Source organism: uncultured Exiguobacterium sp., from assembly GCF_964277885.1.
GTDB lineage: Bacteria > Bacillota > Bacilli > Exiguobacteriales > Exiguobacteriaceae > Exiguobacterium_A.
Map to the genome: position 1 here is coordinate 69,267 of NZ_CAXYJR010000003.1, position 18,549 is coordinate 87,815.

Sequence of the window (18,549 nt, forward strand, 5' to 3'; positions counted from 1 at the left end):
TTCTTTTTATTGATCTGATTCAGGTAATAACAAATCGAGCAACCGGTTGAGATCGTCTTCGTCTGTAAAATCGATCTCGAGTTTCCCTGCTTGTTTCCCTTGTTTGATTCGAACCGTCGCCCCGTACTTTTCGCGCAGCGATTCTTCGACGAATTGAACGGCAGTCGCTTGCTGCGGACGGACGGATTCCTTTCGCTCCCGAAGCGCCTGCTCTAACCGACGGACGTTCCAGTTCTCCGCCATGACCCGTTCCGCCATCTGTTCGATCTTCTTTGGATGTTTCAGCGATAGGAGCGCGCGGGCGTGCCCCATCGATAACCGTTCGTCCATGACTGCCTGTTGAACGAGCAATGGCAACTGTAACAGTCGAAGGCTGTTCGTGATGTGCGAACGACTTTTCCCAACACGCTGCGCAAGCTCTGCTTGCGTGATGCCGAATTCCTCGATCATCTCCGCATACGCCATTGCTTCTTCAATAGCGGATAAGTCTGCTCGTTGAATGTTTTCAATCAAGGCGAGTTCCATGACGCGTGTCTCGTCCGCTTCAATCACAAGGACCGGTACACGTTCGAATCCTGCGCGACTCGCCGCTTGATAGCGCCGTTCGCCGGCGATGATTTCATAGTAGCCATCACGTGGTCGAACGACGATCGGTTGGATCATGCCGTGCCGAACGAGCGATTGGGCTAACTCTTCTAATGCTTTTTCATTGAATCGTTTCCGAGGTTGAGTCGGATTCGGGCGAATCGCCCGAACAGGTAATTCATTCACGTGCTTTCTCTCCTAAACGTAGCGGAAGGCACGACCGCTTATTCCGGACGTGCCTTCACGATGCGAATCCGCACCTCTACATATTCTTCGCAATCGACTTCTTCTTTTTCGATCGTCAATCCAGTCTGCTCGATCATATCGACGGAATCCCGTAAAGTGTTCAACGCGATCCGTGTATCCCGTGCAAAGCTCTTATGACGTTTTTTCTTCGGTGGCTGTGGTGTCATCAATCGCTCCACCCGGCGCTCCGTCTCCTTGACGTTCCATTCCCGTTCTAGGATTTCAGCGAGTACCGTTACTTGTAACGCTTCATCCTTGAGCGGTAATAACGCACGGGCATGACGTTCGGTGATCGTCCGTTGCTTCAATGCTTCCCGGACATCCGTTGGCAATCGGAGCAAACGCAATTTGTTGGCAATCGTTGATTGACTACGTCCGAGCTTACGCGCTAACACTTCTTGCGTGATGTCTTGTAACGCAAGCAAGCGCTCATAGGCTTCTGCTTCTTCGATTGGTGTCAAATCTTCGCGTTGCAGATTTTCAATCAATGCCAGGGACGCAGTTGTCTCGTCCGTCATCTCTTTGACGATGGCAGGAATCGTTTTCCAGCCAAGTGAGCGCACTGCTCGGTATCGTCGTTCTCCGGCAATGATCTCATATCCTGTTCCTTGTTTTCGAACGACGATCGGCTGGAGTAACCCATGCTCTTTGATCGTAACTGCTAGTTCTTCAATTCGGTCCCCGTCAAACACAGTCCGTGGTTGGAACTGGTTCGCGACAAGTTCTGTCAATGGTAATTCCTGAACCGTCTCTTGTGGATCAAGCTCGATCGTAGCAGGTTGTCCTCCCTTACCGAGCAGCTTGGCAAATGCATTTCTCACGTTGGCGCACCTCACCTTTATCAGTCATCGTTTCACGTGAAACGGTGTTTAGCTTAATGGATCTTTCGCAGGCGTACCCGCTTTACGCGGATATTTCCCGGGTGTTGTTCGTTTTTTATCTACAATAACGATATTACGCTCACTTTCCTCGCCTGGCAATTGGAACTGGAAACTTTCCCGTAAATTCCCACCGAGTACTTTTAAGGCAATCGCACCATCCTCGAGCTCTTCACTGACTTTCGCTGCCTTCAAGGCAACGAATTGTCCCCCGACTTTCGCAAGCGGTAGGCAATATTCCGCGAGAACGGACATCCGGGCGACAGCGCGTGCTGTCACGACGTCGAACCGTTCGCGGAACTGTTTATTTTTACCGAACTCTTCGGCGCGTCCGTGATGGAACGCGACACCTTCGAGGCCGAGTTCCGTCGCCAAATGATTGAGGAAGCCGATTCGTTTATTGAGTGAATCGACGATCGTCACTTGGAGATGCGGGAACATGATTTTGATCGGCAAACTTGGGAAACCAGCGCCCGCTCCGACATCACAAACCGTCGTGACCGTTGTGAAATCGAAATAAAACGCTGCTGTGATCGAATCATAGAAGTGCTTGAGATAAACATCTTCTTCGTCCGTGATCGCTGTCAGGTTCATCTTTTCATTCCACTCGACGAGCAGTTCATAGTACCGCTTGAATTGATACAACTGATGTTCTGAGACCTCAAGTCCCTGTGCTGCCAATGCTGTTACGAATTGCTGTTGGTTCATCTCGTTCACTCCGCAGTCAATGCGTATTGGCCTTGCTCGATATAGACAAGCAGGATTGAGATATCAGATGGGTTAACCCCTGAGATCCGGGATGCTTGTCCGATCGAGAGCGGACGCACTTGGTTTAGTTTTTGTTTCGCTTCAATCGCTAATCCACTGATCGCATCGTAATCGAGACGATCCGGAATCCGTTTTTGCTCCATCCGCATCATTTTTTCGACTTGATCGAGTTGTTTATCGATGTAGCCAGCATATTTGACTTGGATTTCGACTTGTTCTGCTGCTTCTGCAGACAATGGTGTTTCCGGTGGTGTCATCTGCGCGATCATCGCATACGTGATTTCCGGGCGTTTCAGCAACGTGATCGCATGCAGAGCTTCCTTGAGTGGTGATGCACCAATTGCTTCTAGCTGTGCATTCACGTCCGGTGTCGCTTTGATGACGACCTTCTCAAGACGTTTCATCTCAAGACGGATTTGCTCTTGTTTATCGAGTAACTTCGCTTGGCGTTCTTCCGAGATCAATCCGAGTTCATGTCCGATTTCCGATAGACGAAGATCGGCATTATCATGACGGAGCAATAACCGGTACTCGGCACGTGACGTCAAGAGGCGGTACGGTTCGTTCGTACCTTTCGTGACGAGATCATCGATCATGACACCGATGTAGCCTTGTGAACGTGACAAGATAAGTGGTTCTTTACCTTGGACTTGTAGTCCGGCATTGATCCCTGCCATGATCCCTTGTCCTGCCGCTTCCTCATAACCACTTGTTCCGTTGATTTGACCTGCTGTGAATAAACCAGGAACACGTTTTGTCTCGAGCGTTGGCCATAGTTGTGTTGGAACAACGGCATCGTACTCAATCGCATAACCAGGACGCATCATTTCTGAATTTTCAAGCCCAGGAATCGAGCGGAGAATATCGTGTTGAACGTCTTCTGGTAAACTTGTCGATAATCCTTGAACGTAGACTTCTTCCGTATCGCGACCTTCTGGCTCAAGGAAGATTTGGTGACGCGGTTTATCGTTGAACCGGACGACCTTATCTTCGATCGATGGGCAATAACGTGGACCCGTCCCTTTGATCATCCCAGAGAACATCGGGGAACGGTGCAGGTTCGCATCGATCAACTGATGCGTATACTCCGTCGTATACGTCAACCAGCATGGGATCTGTTCCGTGATCATCTGAGTCGTTTCATGACTAAATGGAAGTGCTACTTCGTCACCTGGTTGAATCTCCGTCTTCGAGTAATCAATCGTTTTCCCGTCGATTCGCGGTGGCGTACCTGTCTTGAAACGTGCGAGCTCAAATCCGAGTTCTTCAAGATGTTTCGATAGATTAATCGATGGCATCTGATTGTTCGGACCACTCTCGTACGACAATTCACCGATGATGATTTTTCCGCGCATGAACGTTCCTGTCGTGATGATGACCGCTTTCGCCCGGTACTCCGCCCCTGTATTCGTGACGACACCGACGCAGCGTCCGTCTTCATCGATCAACAATCGTTCGACGAGTGCTTGACGCAAGAGTAAATTCGGCTCATCCTCGAGCGCTTTTTTCATCCGGTTTTGGTATTCGAATTTATCTGCCTGTGCCCGTAATGCTCGCACAGCAGGACCTTTTGACGTATTTAACATTTTCATTTGAATATACGTTGCATCGATCGCGCGTGCCATTTCACCACCGAGCGCATCAATTTCCCGGACGACGATCCCTTTTGCAGGACCACCGATCGACGGGTTGCAATACATGAATCCGACCATATCGGGATTCATTGTCAACATAACCGTTTTCGAACCCATTCGTGCCGCAGCAAGAGAGGCTTCGATGCCGGCATGTCCGGCTCCGACGACGATGACGTCGAATTCACCTGCTTGATAAGCCATAGTACTGGTTCCTCCTTCTTATTTCACACGCAGGCGTCTTGGATTATTTCCCAAGACAGAACTGCGAAAACAACTGATCCAATAAACTATCTTGTGCTGTATCTCCATTGATTTCGCCAAGCGTATCCCATGCTCGTCGTAAATCGATCTGTACCATGTCGATCGGCATCGCTGCTTCTGCTGCACCGAGAGCATCTTCAATCATTTGACTCGCTCGTTTGATAAGCTGGATGTGACGTGCATTCGAGACGTATGTCATATCTTGACTTTCGACACCCTGTTCAAAGAACAGACTGGCAATCGCTGCTTCAAGATCGTTGACGCCTGCTTCTTCAAGCAAGGATGTCGTGACGATTGGTCGACCATCAGCAAGCTCCGTAACACGTGCTAAATCAATCTGTTGCGCCAAGTCACTCTTATTGACGATGATGATCGCGTTCATCCCTTTAATCGCTTCAAACAACAAGACATCCTCATCCGTCAAAACATCGTTTCCGTTTAAGACGAGTAAGATCAAATCGGCCGTCTTTAAAGCCTGGCGTGATTTTTCGACACCCATCCGTTCGACGATATCTTCCGTCTCCCGAATCCCTGCCGTATCAATCAACTTTAGCGGTACACCACGAACATTGACGTATTCCTCGATTGTATCGCGTGTCGTTCCCGCGATATCCGTGACGATAGCCTTCGCTTCTTGCACCAATGTGTTGAGCAAAGACGATTTACCGACGTTCGGACGACCGATGATCGCTGTGGATAACCCTTCACGGAGAATTTTTCCTTGGCGTGCCGTTGTTAATAACTCTGCTAGAATCGCGCGGACAGCACCCGCGTCACGTTCGACGATTTGTTGCGTCATCTCTTCTGCATCATATTCCGGGTAATCGATATTGACTTCGATCGCAGCAATTGTCTGCAACAGTTGTTGACGTAAGTCTTGGACGAGTTTTGAGAGACGTCCTTCAATTTGACTGACGGCGACATGCATCGCTCGATCCGTCTTCGCGCGGATCAAATCCATGACGGCTTCCGCTTGTGACAAATCGATCCGTCCGTTCAAGAACGCGCGTTTTGTAAATTCACCAGGTTCCGCTAACCGGACTTCCGGTTGGGCGAGGATGAGTTCGAGGACACGATTGACCGCGACGACTCCTCCATGACAATTCAATTCGATGACATCTTCACGTGTGAACGTCTTTGGTGCGCGCATGACACTCACCATTACTTCATCGACGACACGGTCCGCCTCGTGATCGACCAATTTCCCGTAATGAATCGTATGGGTTGGTACTTCCGTCAAGCGGTTGGTTCCTTTATAGACGCGATCAGCTACAGCGACTGCGTCAGGACCCGATAAGCGCACAATCGCAATCGCCCCTTCTCCCATCGGCGTCGAAATCGCGGCAATCGTATCAAATTCCATCATCCGTTCTTCCACCTCGTTTTTCTTCTGTCTTTTTATGAGTATTTAATCCTTAATCGTTGCAATAGGTATAACGAAACAACTATACACGAAATGACGCAAAAGAAAAAGAGCGACACTCTGTCAAAACAAAGCGTCGCTCTTCGCATATTAGCGTTTCTTTTTCGATTTCTTAGGAGCCGGTGCTGCTTGCACCGCTTCCTTATCGCGTTTTGCCGCAAGTGTTGCTTCGGTCTGCAACTTAATCTTTTCACGCATTGGTTTCATGATGACGACCGTGACGATGATCGAGAAAATGTAACCGACGACCCAGTAAAGAGAAAGGGCAGATGGAAGTGTGACCCCCATGATGAAGATCATGATCGGGAAGACATAGAGCATGATTTTCATTTGCGGATTGTCTTCTTGACCTGCCATCGAGATCTTTTGCTGCAGATACGTTAGTACCGCAGACATGATCGGCAAGATGAAGAATGGATCCGGTTTTCCGAGGTTGAACCAAAGGAATGTGTGTTGGAAAATAGCCGGTGTATAAATGATGGCGTTATAGAACGCAATCAAGATCGGCATTTGGATCAAGATTGGTAAACAGCCAGCAAGCGGGTTGACGTTATGCTCTTGGTAGAGCTTCATCATTTCCTGTTGCAATTTCTGTTGCGTCTCTTGATCTTTTGAGCTGTATTTCTCACGAAGTTTCACCATTTCAGGCTGAATGACTTGCATTCCGCCCATACTCTTCGTTTGTTTGATCATCAGCGGAAGGATGACAAGACGAACGAGAAGTGTCGTGATGATGATTCCGATCCCGAAATCATTTCCGACGAGATGCGAAATCTCGCGAATCAACCACGCCATCGGCCAAACAAAGTAATGTTTCCAAAAACCATCAGTATTTGCTGTGATCTCTTCGTGTGCGCCATAGTTCGTCGGTGCACAACCCGATAACACGATCGCGAGCACAGACATGAGCCCGAGAGTTAACCAAATCTTAGTTCTCTTGTTCATAATTCCTCCTAGAAATTGTTTACGCTTTGTCGAACGCCATCTTCTTCTATAGTAAGGCAAGGAAAGGGAGCGCCGTACAAATCAACAGGATGCATTGCTACGATTCATTTTTTTGATCGCATCCAGACACCGGAACGTTTGAGAACGTGACGGAGACTGTCAGCCACTTCTTGCGCGGTCATCTTAGCGGCCGGATTGCGCGCGATGATCACCAAATCATAATTCGGGGCAATCGAGGCCTCATGCTGCTGGCATGCTTCCCGAAGATACCGTTTCACCTGATTCCGGACGACGGCATTCCCGATTTTCTTGCTGACGGATAAACCAACCCGAAAGTGAGTCTGTTGCTCCTTTTTCAAGGCATACACGACAAATTGTCGATTTGCGACAGAGGCTCCTTTAGTAAACACCGCTTGGAACTCCTTGTCTTTCTTGACGCGGTATTCCTTCTTCACCTTATTCACACTCCATCCTGACACTACGAAAATTCGTCGTCTCTCATCATATCATAGAATAAACATGCGGTGCGATAGGGCGCATGTGACAAAAGCACGAACACACGAAAAAACATAAAAAAAATCACCTCGGAACATGCCCGAAGTGATGGATGCATCAATGCATTAGACAGTCAAGGCTTTGCGGCCCTTAAGACGGCGAGCAGCCAAGATACGGCGGCCACTCTTCGTAGCCATACGCGCACGGAATCCGTGAACTTTTTTACGCTTACGGTTGTTTGGGTTGAAAGTTGGTTTCATTCGTCTGCACCTCCTTTAAAAGATCTTTATAACCAATTGTTATTTTCTACTTTAAGGCAGTCTTGTACATTATATAAACTGATTGTGGCATTGTCAATGAAAGTTCGGAAGATTTCTCGCCTTGCTTAAAGAAGTGTTTCTTAAGAACAGGCGATAGGATTTCAGCATGCAAACTCTATTACACGATAGGATGCGACTGGATCATAAAGAACAGATTGATAGACTTATCCACCTATCCACAGACTTATCCACATTATCCACACTTTCCGTGGATAACTCTTCACTTTGTCTACGATAGTATTTTTTAAAATCGACGTCAATCCTCGATTTTGGATTCCCTTTTTACACTTCTTTTGTATTTTGTGAATAACTCTTTTTTAACGCTTCCTCTTTTGAAAAGTTATCCACCTCTTATCCACAATTTATCCACACTATCCACAGCTTGTGGGTAACTACCTGTGGATGGTTGAATTTACTTGTGGATAAATCATTCCAACCATTGCCAGGACTCATTTCTTTTGATACACTAATTGTGCATAACACGATCCTGATTGTTCAGGACAAAACAAGTTATACACACCCTGTGGATAACTTTATACACAGATTCAACTGCCTGTGGATAACGTTATCCACAGTTTTTACGTTATGGGGATAAGTCGAGTTTCTTCATTAACTTTATCTGTGTATAAGCCTGTGTACAAATTTTTTCTATCTTGATAAAAAAAGGGGGGTATTTATGAAAAACGCTGCCGAACTTTGGCATAATGTCTTATCTGTGATTGAGGAAGAGGAACGAACACCGAAAGCTAGTTATGATATGTGGTTGAAGTCCACAGAAGGCGTCACGCTAAATGGAACGACTTTACTCGTTTCAGCACCAGCTGCATTTACGGTGACGTGGCTCGAGCGCCAGTACTTATCTTTACTCGAAGACACAGTTGAAGAAGTAACCGGAAGCCGACTCGATATTCAGTTCATTGAAGAGGGACAAGCGAAGAAAATGCTCGATCGACAAGAAGAGGAACGGATCGAAGCAACACCGGCTCCAAAATTACGTCCATCGAACACACGAAAACCGACAGATGAACTGACGATGAGTGAACTTGGACAATTAAATGAGAAGTACACGTTCGATACATTCGTCATCGGATCGGGGAATCGTTTTGCACATGCCGCTTCACTGGCTGTTGCGGAAGCGCCTGCTAAAGCATATAATCCGCTTTTCATTTATGGTGGCGTTGGTCTTGGCAAAACCCATCTGATGCATGCCATCGGACAGTACGTTCAAGATCAAAATCTCGGGACACGGATTGCCTATGTCTCTTCTGAACGCTTTACAAATGACTTTATTAACTCCATCCGTGATAATAAGACGGTTGAGTTTCGAAATAAATATCGTAACATCGATGTCCTGTTGATTGATGACATCCAGTTCCTTGCGGGCAAAGAACAGACGCAAGAAGAGTTTTTCCACACATTCAATGCCTTGCATAACGACCAAAAACAAATCATCATTTCGAGTGACCGACCGCCAAAAGAGATTCCAACGCTTGAAGACCGGCTTCGTTCCCGCTTTGAATGGGGACTGATCACCGATATCACGCCGCCGGATCTCGAGACACGGATTGCGATCTTACGGAAAAAGGCGAATGCCGAGCAGCTTGATGTCTCAAACGAAGTCATGCTCTACATCGCAAGTCAGATTGATACGAACATTCGGGAACTCGAAGGGGCGTTGACGCGCGTCATCGCTTATGCAAATCTCGTCGGACGACCGATTGATCCAAATGTCGCTGCAGAAGCCCTGCATAACATCATGCCGGTCGCTGAACCGCGTAAAGTCACGATTCGTGATATCCAAGAGTCGGTCAGTAAGCATTTCAACTTACCATTTGATGATCTTAAGGCGAAGAAACGGACGAAATCGATTGCCTTCCCACGTCAAATCGCGATGTATCTCTCGCGTGAGATGACAGAGAGCTCTTTACCGAAAATCGGAGAAGAATTCGGGGGACGCGACCATACGACCGTCATCCATGCTCATGAAAAGATCAGTATGTTGATCAAATCAGACGGGGAAACCGGAAAAGTCATCGAACAAATCAAGCATGAGTTGAAGCATTCGTAAAACTGTGGATAAACATGTGGATAAAGTAGGGTAGTTATCCACAACTTATCCACACCGTTTTTGGCTTTATATCAAGTTATCCACCGACTTATCCACACTATCCACAGCCCCTAAGACTATTATTAAAAAAATATATTATTATGTTATGATGGGCGCATGCCCATTATTTTCGAGAGGAGTCTAACGACGATATGCATATCACCATTCAACGCGAAGCTTTAATTCAAGCAGTACAAGATGTAGCCAAGGCGGTCTCATCCCGCACGACGATTCCGATTCTGACAGGAATCAAACTCGAAGCTCATGGAGATGGTATGACGCTGACAGGAAGCGATACAGAAATCTCGATTGAACGGACGATCTATGCAGAAGAGAATGGAACATCATACGTCACGGTTCATCGTGCTGGTAGTGTCGTCTTGAATGCTCGCTTCTTCGGCGATATCGTCAAAAAGATGCCGAAAGATGAAGTCACACTTGAAGTTTCACCGAACTTCATGACACGGATCCAATCAGGAACAGCAGAATTCCATTTGAACGGTCTTGATCCGGATGAGTTCCCGCGCCTTCCACAAGTCGATGGGGGACAACGTTTCCGTTTACCGGCTGATCTCTTACGTTCAATGATTCGTCAAACAAGCTTTGCCGTTGCTGTTCAAGAAACACGTCCTGTACTCACAGGTGTGAACTTCTCGGCCGATAAAGGCATCTTGACGTGCGTCTCGACGGATAGCCACCGTTTGGCCCTTCGTCGTGCGCAGTTTGAGACAGATACGGAGATCTCGTTCCAGAACGTCATCGTTCCTGGTAAGAGCTTAAATGAATTATCGAAGTTGCTTGGCGATGGTCATGTGGATATCACGATCACGAACCAACAAATCCTGTTCAAGATGAAACATGTCCTCTTCTTCTCGCGTCTGCTTGACGGAAACTATCCGGATACATCACGTTTGATTCCAGAAGAATACCGGACAGCCGTCCGTATGAACGCGAAAGAATTGCTTCAAGCGATCGATCGCGCGTCACTTCTCGCACGTGAGGACCGTAATAACGTCATCAAGTTCGCAGCTGAAGGAACGACAGCGGTTGAGATCTCTTCACATTCACCAGAAGTCGGAAAAGTCTCGGAGCAAGTCAGCATCCTTTCACTTGAAGGAGAAGAACTAAAGATCTCGTTCAACTCGAAGTACATGATGGATGCCTTGAAGGCGCTTGACGCGACAGATATCGAAATCCAGTTCACAGGTTCGATTCGTCCATTCATCTTGCATCCGGTCGATCAAGATAACGTCCTGCAACTGATTCTTCCAGTCCGGACGGCGTAAGCATAAACACGAAATATATGACAAGACGGGTTCGATTGTTTCGACATCGGATCCGTCTTTTTCGTATACCGTATATACGTTCGGGAATTTTGCTAAATCGCTCAATGTTTAGTACAATAAAGAGTACGTCATTTATAATATGTAGGTAGGAGGAGTCAATCCATGCAAGAAATTAGAATTACAACGGAATACGTCACATTAGGGCAGTTCCTGAAGCTATCAGATATCATCTCAAGCGGAGGACAAGCCAAACCGTTTTTAGCAGAGGTACCGATTCTAGTCAACGGCGAGGTCGATCAGCGACGTGGTCGTAAATTACGGGATGGAGACATCATTGATGTAGAAGACTACGGTCAGTTCATCATCAAGAACGAGGGCAACTAACGTGCGGCTGGATTCAGTCCGACTCAGTCATTATCGCAACTATGACGCACTCGAACTGTCATTCTCCGAAAAAACGAATGTTCTGATTGGTGAAAATGCACAAGGGAAGACGAACTTATTGGAAGCGATTTATGTTCTTGCTCTTGCGAAGTCGCACCGGACGACGCATGACAAGGAACTGATCGGTTGGGACCAAGAGACGGCGCGTGTCGAAGGACGTGTCGTCAAACGAACAGGTTCTCATGTCCAAGAGATCGTCATCTCGGGTCGCGGGAAAAAAGCAAAACTGAATCATCTAGAGCAACGACGCTTAAGTGATTACGTCGGGGCACTGAACATTGTTTTATTCGCCCCGGAAGATTTGCATATCGTCAAAGGAAGTCCACAAGTCCGCCGACGATTTCTCGATATGGAGATCGGTCAAGTCAGCCCGGTCTATCTGCATGAATTGAGTCAGTATCTGAAAGTGTTGAAGCAGCGGAATGCACTGCTGAAACAACTGTCCATGAAGGGAGGAGACGAGACCTTCCTTGATATCTTGACGGAGCAGATGATTACGCTAGCCGTTAAAATCGTTCAGCGCCGCCATCATTTCATGGCCCAGCTCGAAAAGTGGGCACGACCGATTCATGATGGAATCAGTCGTGGACAGGAAGAACTCGCGCTCATCTATCGTTCGGACACATTCGGCGACGAATTACTCGATGTCGAAGGAATGACTGCGTCCTACACGCGGAAGTTTGGTAAAATAAAAGAAAATGAAATCCGAAGAGGAGTTACGTTGTTTGGACCACATCGGGATGACTTTGAGATGGAAGTCAATGGACGAAACGTTCAAACGTATGGTTCACAAGGACAACAACGAACTGCAGCTCTCTCGTTAAAACTTGCGGAGATCGAATTGATTCACGAGGAAGTAGGGGAATATCCGCTTCTTCTACTCGACGATGTCTTATCCGAGCTTGATGATCATCGTCAAACACATTTGCTCGATACGATGCAACAAAAGGTCCAGACGATCCTGACGACGACAAGCGTTGATGGGATTGCGCATGAAACGATCAACCAAGCGAAGTTGTTCCACGTGAAACAAGGGACGGTCGATTTGGAAGAGACATCATATAAAGAAACAGTAGGTGAGAAAACCGATGAGTAATCATGAAGATATGGAATTGGAACAAGGGTACGGTGCCGATCAGATTCAAGTACTTGAAGGATTAGAAGCAGTACGTAAACGTCCAGGGATGTATATCGGCTCGACGGCATCAAAGGGTCTCCATCACCTCGTATGGGAGATCGTCGATAACTCGATCGATGAGGCGCTCGCAGGGTACTGTGACACGATCAAGGTGACGATCGAACCAGGGAACTCGATCTTAGTCGAGGATAACGGACGTGGTATTCCAGTCGACATTCAAGAGAAAATGGGTCGTCCTGCCGTTGAAGTCATCCTGACGGTCCTCCACGCTGGTGGTAAGTTCGGCGGCGGCGGATATAAAGTATCGGGTGGACTACACGGTGTTGGGGCTTCGGTCGTTAATGCCCTGTCGACGAAACTTGAAGTATTCGTTAAACGGAATGAAAAGTTGTATTACCAAGCGTACCATCGTGGTGTACCAGCGAAAGATCTTGAAGTGATCGGAACGTCGGAAGAGACAGGAACGACGATTCGTTTCTTCCCAGACGGTGAGATTTTCCAAGAAACGCTCGAGTATGACTATGATTTGCTAGCAACACGCCTGCGGGAGCTTGCTTTCTTGAATAAAGGTTTGAAGATCGTCATCACGGACGATCGTGCGGATGAGCCAATGACACGTAGCTTCCACTATGAAGGTGGGATCAAGTCCTACGTCGAACACTTGAACCGTTCAAAAGAAGTCGTTCATGCAGAACCCGTCTATGTACACGGAACAAAAGACGGCATCGAAGTCGAAGTCGCGCTTCAGTACAACGATGGATTTGCTTCAAACATCTACTCGTTCACGAACAACATCCCGACACATGAAGGTGGTACGCACGAGACCGGCTTCAAGACTGCTTTGACACGGGTCATCAATGACTACGCGAAGAAGTTCGGTTTGATGAAGGATGCAGACGGTACGTTATCCGGTGAGGACGTGCGTGAGGGAATGACAGCGATTGTTTCTGTCAAACACCCGAACCCGCAGTTCGAAGGACAGACGAAGACGAAACTTGGTAACTCTGACGCACGTACGGTCACGGATTCACTCTTCTCTGGTGCGTTTGAGCAGTTCATGCTTGAAAACCCGACGAATGCACGCGCAATCGTCGAAAAAGGGATGATGGCGTCGCGCGCCCGGATGGCAGCGAAACGAGCACGTGAACTGACACGCCGTAAAGGTGTTCTCGAAGTGAGCTCGCTTCCAGGTAAACTGGCTGACTGTTCATCACGCGATGCGTCGATTTCTGAATTGTACATCGTTGAGGGTGACTCAGCGGGTGGTTCTGCGAAATCCGGACGCGATCGTCATTTCCAAGCGATCTTACCGATTCGCGGTAAAATCTTGAACGTTGAGAAAGCACGTCTCGATAAGATTCTTGGTAGCAATGAGATCCGAACGATCATCACGGCACTCGGAACAAGTATCGGTTCTGAGTTCAATATCGAAAAAGCACGCTATCACAAAGTCATCATCATGACCGATGCCGATGTCGATGGTGCCCACATCCGGACACTCTTGTTGACGTTCTTCTACCGTTACATGCGTCCGCTTGTCGAGCATGGATATGTCTATATCGCTCAGCCACCGCTATACGGAATCAAGCAAGGGAAGAATATCACGTACGTGCATAACGAACGTGAATTGACAGAGGCGCTCACAGCGCTTCCTGAAAACGCACGGTACGACATTCAGCGTTATAAAGGTCTTGGGGAGATGGATCCAGAGCAACTTTGGGAAACGACGATGGATCCAAGCGGTCGTCAAATGTTGCGTGTCGAGCTTCAAGATGCAATCGAAGCGGATGAAGTCTTCGATATCTTGATGGGAGACCAGGTCGAACCACGACGCGACTTCATTCAATCACACGCACATTACGTCAAGAACCTGGATATTTAACGCTGAACAGAGAGGGTGGCCAGAAGCATGTCCGAACAAAATCACGGAATCATCAAGGATATTAATATCAGTCAAGAGATGCGTACGTCCTTCATGGACTACGCGATGAGCGTCATCGTCGCACGTGCTCTTCCGGACGTACGGGACGGCTTAAAACCCGGACACCGCCGGATTCTCTATGCGATGAACGATCTCGGTATTCGTGCCGATAAACCACATAAAAAGTCTGCCCGTATCGTCGGGGAAGTCATCGGTAAGTATCACCCGCACGGGGATTCTGCCGTCTATGACACGATGGTCCGCATGGCGCAAGACTTCAGCTACCGTTACGAACTCGTCGATGGACACGGAAACTTCGGTTCTGTCGATGGAGACTCGGCGGCTGCAATGCGATATACGGAAGCCCGTATGTCAAAAATCGCGATGGAGATCGTCCGCGATATCAACAAAAACACAGTCGATTTCAAAGATAACTATGATGGTTCAGAACGCGAGCCGGAAGTCTTACCGTCACGTTTCCCGAACTTACTCGTCAACGGTTCGAGCGGGATCGCGGTCGGGATGGCAACGAACATTCCGCCGCACCAGTTAGGTGAAGTGATCGATGGTGTCTTAGCCTTGTCGCACGACCCCGAAATTACGATTCAAGAACTGATGCAGCACATTCCGGGACCTGATTTCCCGACAGCTGGTGAAATTCTTGGTCGTAGCGGGATTCGTCGCGCTTATGAGACAGGACGTGGCTCAATCATCGTCCGCGCGAAAGCTGAGATCGAACAGACGAAAAAAGACCGGGAACGGATCATCGTGACGGAGTTACCTTATCAGGTCAACAAAGCCCGTCTCGTTGAAAAGATTGCCGATCTCGTCCGCGAGAAAAAGATCGAAGGCATCACGGATTTACGGGATGAGTCAGATCGTCGCGGTATGCGCATCGTTATGGAAGTCCGTCGTGATGCAAATGCGAGCGTCATCTTAAACAACTTGTATAAACAGACGTCGATGCAAACGACATTTGGTGTCAATATGCTAGCGATCGTCGGAGGACGTCCGAAAACATTGACGCTCAAGGAAATGCTTTATCATTACCTCGAGCATCAAAAAGAAATCGTGCGTCGTCGGACACAGTTCGATCTCGAAAAAGCAGAAGCACGTGAACACTTGCTCGCTGGTCTACGGATTGCACTTGATCATTTGGATGAAGTCATTCAAATTATCCGTGGGAACCGGACAGCGGATGCGGCACGTGAACAATTGATGGAGCGTTTTGCGTTATCCGAGAAACAATCACAAGCGATTCTCGATATGCGTTTGCAACGCCTGACAGGTCTTGAGCGGGAGAAAATTGAAGCAGAATATGACGAAATCATGCAATTGATCGCGGAATTGAACCGCATCCTTGCGAGTGAAGAAGTCTTGCTTGATTTGATCCGGACAGAACTCGAGGAGTTGAAAGAACGTTTCAACGACGAACGTCGGACGGAAATCCGCATGGATCATATCGAATTCGAAGATGAAGACTTGATTCCGGAACAGGATATCATCATCACGTTGACAAGCAGTGGTTACATCAAACGGATGACGACGGATTCATACCGGACACAACGCCGAGGCGGACGTGGGGTTCAAGGAATCGGAACGAACGACGAGGATTACGTCACGCGTCTCTTGTCTTGTTCGACGCATGATACGATCCTATTCTTTACGAACCGCGGAAAAGTCTACCGGATTCGTGGATACGAAGTACCAGAGATGAGCCGGACATCAAAAGGTGTACCGATCATCAACCTCATCCAAATCGAGCGCGATGAAAAGGTCGAGACGATGATTCCAGTCAACTTCAAACGTTATCTCGAGGAGCAACAAGCAACTGAAGCACCTGTAGAGGTAATTGAAGGAGAGATTGAAGAGACGGAAGAAACGCTCGAAACCGAAGAAGTCGTTCAAGATGAGCAAAAATCATTGATCTTCATGACACGTAAAGGACGCGTCAAACGTTCACCGTTGTCCGCATATGCGCGAATCAACAAAAACGGTTTGATTGCGATTCGATTGTTTGAAGACGATGAGTTGACATCGGTTCGTCTCGCATCGACGGACGATGAAGTCTTTGCTGTTTCGACAAGCGGGAAAGCGATTCGTTTCCCGATCACGAATGTCCGCTCGATGGGACGTGGCGCTCGTGGGGTTAAAGCGATGACATTACGCCCAGACGATTTCGTCGTTGGGATGGAACTTGCACGTGATGCACAAGATGTTCTTGTCATTACGGAAAAAGGATTCGGTAAACGAACACCGATGACCGAGTTCCGTAGCCAGTCTCGTGGTGGTAAAGGATTGATCGCGAGTAAGGTAACGGATCGTGTCGGTCAAATCGTTGCCATGCGAATCGTTGATATCGATGATGACATCATGATCATGACAGAGAGTGGTATCGTTATTCGGACAGATTCGCAGTACATTTCACGTGTCGGCCGGAACACCCAAGGGGTGAAGGTCATTCGAATTGAAGAAGGTGACCGTGTTGCAACGGTTGCGAAACTGAAACGAGAAGAGACTGATGAAACGGAAGAAGACACGGACATCGTGTCTGAAGAGAATGTAGTCGAATCAGATGCTTCAGAAGAAGCGGAAGAATAAGCAAGACGTTAGCAAGGAAGCAGCAGAGTAGTACTACTCTGCTGCTTTTATCTACATATATAGAAAGAACATAAAATAAAAAAGGAGACGAAACGATATGCGAGTGGCAAGTAATCAATTACGCATCGGGGATCGTTTAACTGAACCTATCTATTTACATACAGATCATCCCATCGTAGAAGCAGGTAAAAAGATAGGAACGGATGAGTTACGGCGGATTCAACGATTTTTGATTAAAGAAGTCGTCATCGAAGATCGGCCGGATATAATCGAGGGTGAGGAGGCGCAAACTAAAACCATAGAGGCTCATACAGAAAATCCGTTTGAAGCATTCATTCGTTCTTACAACAAAGTCTTCATGTCATGGGAACAGGGAATAAAGCCGAATGTGTATGAAGCATTGAGTTGGGTCAAGCAATCTGTTCCGGATCGAATTACGAGACAAGATGTCTTACCATTCTTTCTCGAACGAGGAACGGAAGCTTATACAGTTCGACATGCTATCTATCGAGGAGCAGTTGCCCAGATGCTTGCAGAAGCAGTCGGAAAAGATCGGAAATTAATTCATGAGTTATGGACAGCGTCTTATTTTGCTGATTACGGTCTCGCGCGAATCATGGAATGGCGTCATACGAAACGATATGAAGCAATGCAACAAGAAATCTTCCATCGTCACCCCGCAATGGCATATCAAGCCTTGCAAAAGGAGACGATCATCTCTGATACGGTCAATCGCTTGATTGTTCAACATCATGAACGACTAGATGGAACGGGTTATCCTTTAAAGGTAAAGGGAGATAAGATTACAGATCATAGTCGACTTTTTATTGTGGCAGATGTCTTTGCTGCGATGACAAGTTGGCGTCCATATCGAGAAGCATATACACCGTTTGATGCATACCGTCATTTAAAAGCACGACCAATGCAATATTGTTCGAAGTATGTCCTGTTGCTCGGACAGTTACTTTTACCAATCGAAGTCGGTGATCGTGTTCTGATGAGTAATGGAAAGATTGCAACGATCGTTCGAAAGAATGCAATTTTTGATCGACCTGTCATTTCTTATGAAGAACAAGGACGGATGGTAATCATTGATTTAATGGAAGAACGGCAACATAGCATTATTCAGTTGATGGATTGATATGAAATATGTAGCCTCTTGAGCCGAAATCGTAGGGCTCAAGAGGTTTATTCATGAATTTAAAAACAATTTTAAAATAAGTGTTGCACAATAGTAAAACGCATGATATATTATTACATGTCCTTAACAACGACGAGCGCTCGAAACAAACGAGAAAAACAATTTCGAAAAAGTTGTTGACTTCTTGTTTCAGACTTGGTATTCTAATTGAGTCGCCAAAACAGGCGCGGACGAACTTTGAAAACTGAACGATGAGGCAAAAATCGTATTCTACGGAATACAAAAACGAATGAAGCGCAAGCTTCGTCAATCGTGACTTCGGTCACAACAACGAGCAAGTCAAACACTTTATGGAG

15 protein-coding genes are annotated in these 18,549 nt (G+C 47.2%); 7 read left to right on the forward strand and 8 right to left on the reverse strand.

Annotation, left to right across the window (positions count from 1 at the left end; translation table 11 throughout):
• Positions 1 to 6: 6 nt before the first annotated feature.
• From ACHWTJ_RS01670 to rpmH, 8 genes are all read right to left on the reverse strand, one after another.
• Positions 7 to 771 carry a ParB/RepB/Spo0J family partition protein gene (locus ACHWTJ_RS01670; RefSeq protein WP_294740149.1) on the reverse strand — a complete coding sequence of 255 codons (765 nt, stop codon included), beginning with the start codon at positions 769 to 771 and terminating at the stop codon, positions 7 to 9.
• A 38-nt stretch (positions 772 to 809) separates the two neighbouring features.
• Positions 810 to 1,652, reverse strand: coding sequence for a nucleoid occlusion protein (gene noc / locus ACHWTJ_RS01675; protein WP_294748869.1), 843 nt, complete (start codon positions 1,650 to 1,652; stop codon positions 810 to 812).
• Between the two features lie 48 nt (positions 1,653 to 1,700).
• Complete coding sequence (rsmG, locus tag ACHWTJ_RS01680; RefSeq protein ID WP_394679002.1) at positions 1,701 to 2,417, reverse strand: 16S rRNA (guanine(527)-N(7))-methyltransferase RsmG; 717 nt, start codon at positions 2,415 to 2,417, stop codon at positions 1,701 to 1,703.
• 5 nt (positions 2,418 to 2,422) lie between these two features.
• On the reverse strand, positions 2,423 to 4,312 hold the full coding sequence (mnmG, locus tag ACHWTJ_RS01685; RefSeq protein ID WP_214856532.1) for a tRNA uridine-5-carboxymethylaminomethyl(34) synthesis enzyme MnmG: 1,890 nt from the start codon (positions 4,310 to 4,312) through the stop codon (positions 2,423 to 2,425).
• Positions 4,313 to 4,355: 43 nt separating this feature from the next.
• A complete protein-coding gene (gene mnmE, locus ACHWTJ_RS01690) occupies positions 4,356 to 5,738 on the reverse strand; it encodes a tRNA uridine-5-carboxymethylaminomethyl(34) synthesis GTPase MnmE (RefSeq protein WP_285801421.1) in 1,383 nt (460 codons plus the stop codon).
• A gap of 147 nt (positions 5,739 to 5,885) precedes the next feature.
• Complete coding sequence (gene yidC / locus ACHWTJ_RS01695; protein ID WP_294740153.1) at positions 5,886 to 6,740, reverse strand: membrane protein insertase YidC; 855 nt, start codon at positions 6,738 to 6,740, stop codon at positions 5,886 to 5,888.
• Positions 6,741 to 6,844: 104 nt separating this feature from the next.
• Positions 6,845 to 7,195 (reverse strand): ribonuclease P protein component, encoded by a 351-nt coding sequence (gene rnpA / locus ACHWTJ_RS01700; protein ID WP_023469862.1) that lies wholly within the window; start codon positions 7,193 to 7,195, stop codon positions 6,845 to 6,847.
• Between the two features lie 165 nt (positions 7,196 to 7,360).
• Positions 7,361 to 7,495: a 50S ribosomal protein L34 gene (gene rpmH, locus ACHWTJ_RS01705; protein ID WP_012371910.1), complete on the reverse strand. Its 135-nt coding sequence runs from the start codon at positions 7,493 to 7,495 to the stop codon at positions 7,361 to 7,363.
• A 736-nt stretch (positions 7,496 to 8,231) separates the two neighbouring features.
• On the opposite strand from rpmH, the gene dnaA reads away from it, so the two are divergent.
• The 7 genes from dnaA (at position 8,232) to ACHWTJ_RS01740 (ending at position 18,193) form a co-directional block, all read left to right on the forward strand.
• Positions 8,232 to 9,623, forward strand: coding sequence for a chromosomal replication initiator protein DnaA (dnaA, locus tag ACHWTJ_RS01710; protein WP_294740154.1), 1,392 nt, complete (start codon positions 8,232 to 8,234; stop codon positions 9,621 to 9,623).
• 191 nt (positions 9,624 to 9,814) lie between these two features.
• Complete coding sequence (gene dnaN / locus ACHWTJ_RS01715; protein ID WP_294740155.1) at positions 9,815 to 10,948, forward strand: DNA polymerase III subunit beta; 1,134 nt, start codon at positions 9,815 to 9,817, stop codon at positions 10,946 to 10,948.
• Positions 10,949 to 11,110: 162 nt separating this feature from the next.
• Positions 11,111 to 11,332, forward strand: coding sequence for a S4 domain-containing protein YaaA (gene yaaA / locus ACHWTJ_RS01720; protein WP_023469865.1), 222 nt, complete (start codon positions 11,111 to 11,113; stop codon positions 11,330 to 11,332).
• Between the two features lies 1 nt (position 11,333).
• Entirely contained in the window at positions 11,334 to 12,488 is a 1,155-nt protein-coding gene (recF, locus tag ACHWTJ_RS01725) for a DNA replication/repair protein RecF (RefSeq protein WP_023469866.1), read from the forward strand.
• 10 nt (positions 12,489 to 12,498) lie between these two features.
• Positions 12,499 to 14,412, forward strand: a complete 1,914-nt coding sequence (gene gyrB, locus ACHWTJ_RS01730; protein ID WP_394679003.1) for a DNA topoisomerase (ATP-hydrolyzing) subunit B — start codon at positions 12,499 to 12,501, stop codon at positions 14,410 to 14,412.
• Between the two features lie 27 nt (positions 14,413 to 14,439).
• Positions 14,440 to 17,052, forward strand: coding sequence for a DNA gyrase subunit A (gyrA, locus tag ACHWTJ_RS01735; protein ID WP_294748858.1), 2,613 nt, complete (start codon positions 14,440 to 14,442; stop codon positions 17,050 to 17,052).
• A gap of 97 nt (positions 17,053 to 17,149) precedes the next feature.
• A complete protein-coding gene (locus ACHWTJ_RS01740; RefSeq protein WP_294740157.1) occupies positions 17,150 to 18,193 on the forward strand; it encodes an HD-GYP domain-containing protein in 1,044 nt (347 codons plus the stop codon).
• The last annotated feature ends 356 nt before the right edge of the window (positions 18,194 to 18,549 follow it).

Bases quoted from the DNA above. Each gene is read 5' to 3' on its own strand.
- rsmG (WP_394679002.1), bottom strand. From the start codon at position 2,417: ATGAACCAACAGCAATTCGTAACAGCATTGGCAGCACAGGGACTTGAG.
- mnmG (WP_214856532.1), bottom strand. From the start codon at position 4,312: ATGGCTTATCAAGCAGGTGAATTCGACGTCATCGTCGTCGGAGCCGGA.
- mnmE (WP_285801421.1), bottom strand. From the start codon at position 5,738: ATGATGGAATTTGATACGATTGCCGCGATTTCGACGCCGATGGGAGAA.
- yidC (WP_294740153.1), bottom strand. From the start codon at position 6,740: ATGAACAAGAGAACTAAGATTTGGTTAACTCTCGGGCTCATGTCTGTG.
- rpmH (WP_012371910.1), bottom strand. From the start codon at position 7,495: ATGAAACCAACTTTCAACCCAAACAACCGTAAGCGTAAAAAAGTTCAC.
- dnaA (WP_294740154.1), top strand. From the start codon at position 8,232: ATGAAAAACGCTGCCGAACTTTGGCATAATGTCTTATCTGTGATTGAG.
- dnaN (WP_294740155.1), top strand. From the start codon at position 9,815: ATGCATATCACCATTCAACGCGAAGCTTTAATTCAAGCAGTACAAGAT.
- yaaA (WP_023469865.1), top strand. From the start codon at position 11,111: ATGCAAGAAATTAGAATTACAACGGAATACGTCACATTAGGGCAGTTC.
- gyrB (WP_394679003.1), top strand. From the start codon at position 12,499: ATGGAATTGGAACAAGGGTACGGTGCCGATCAGATTCAAGTACTTGAA.
- gyrA (WP_294748858.1), top strand. From the start codon at position 14,440: ATGTCCGAACAAAATCACGGAATCATCAAGGATATTAATATCAGTCAA.
- ACHWTJ_RS01740 (WP_294740157.1), top strand. From the start codon at position 17,150: ATGCGAGTGGCAAGTAATCAATTACGCATCGGGGATCGTTTAACTGAA.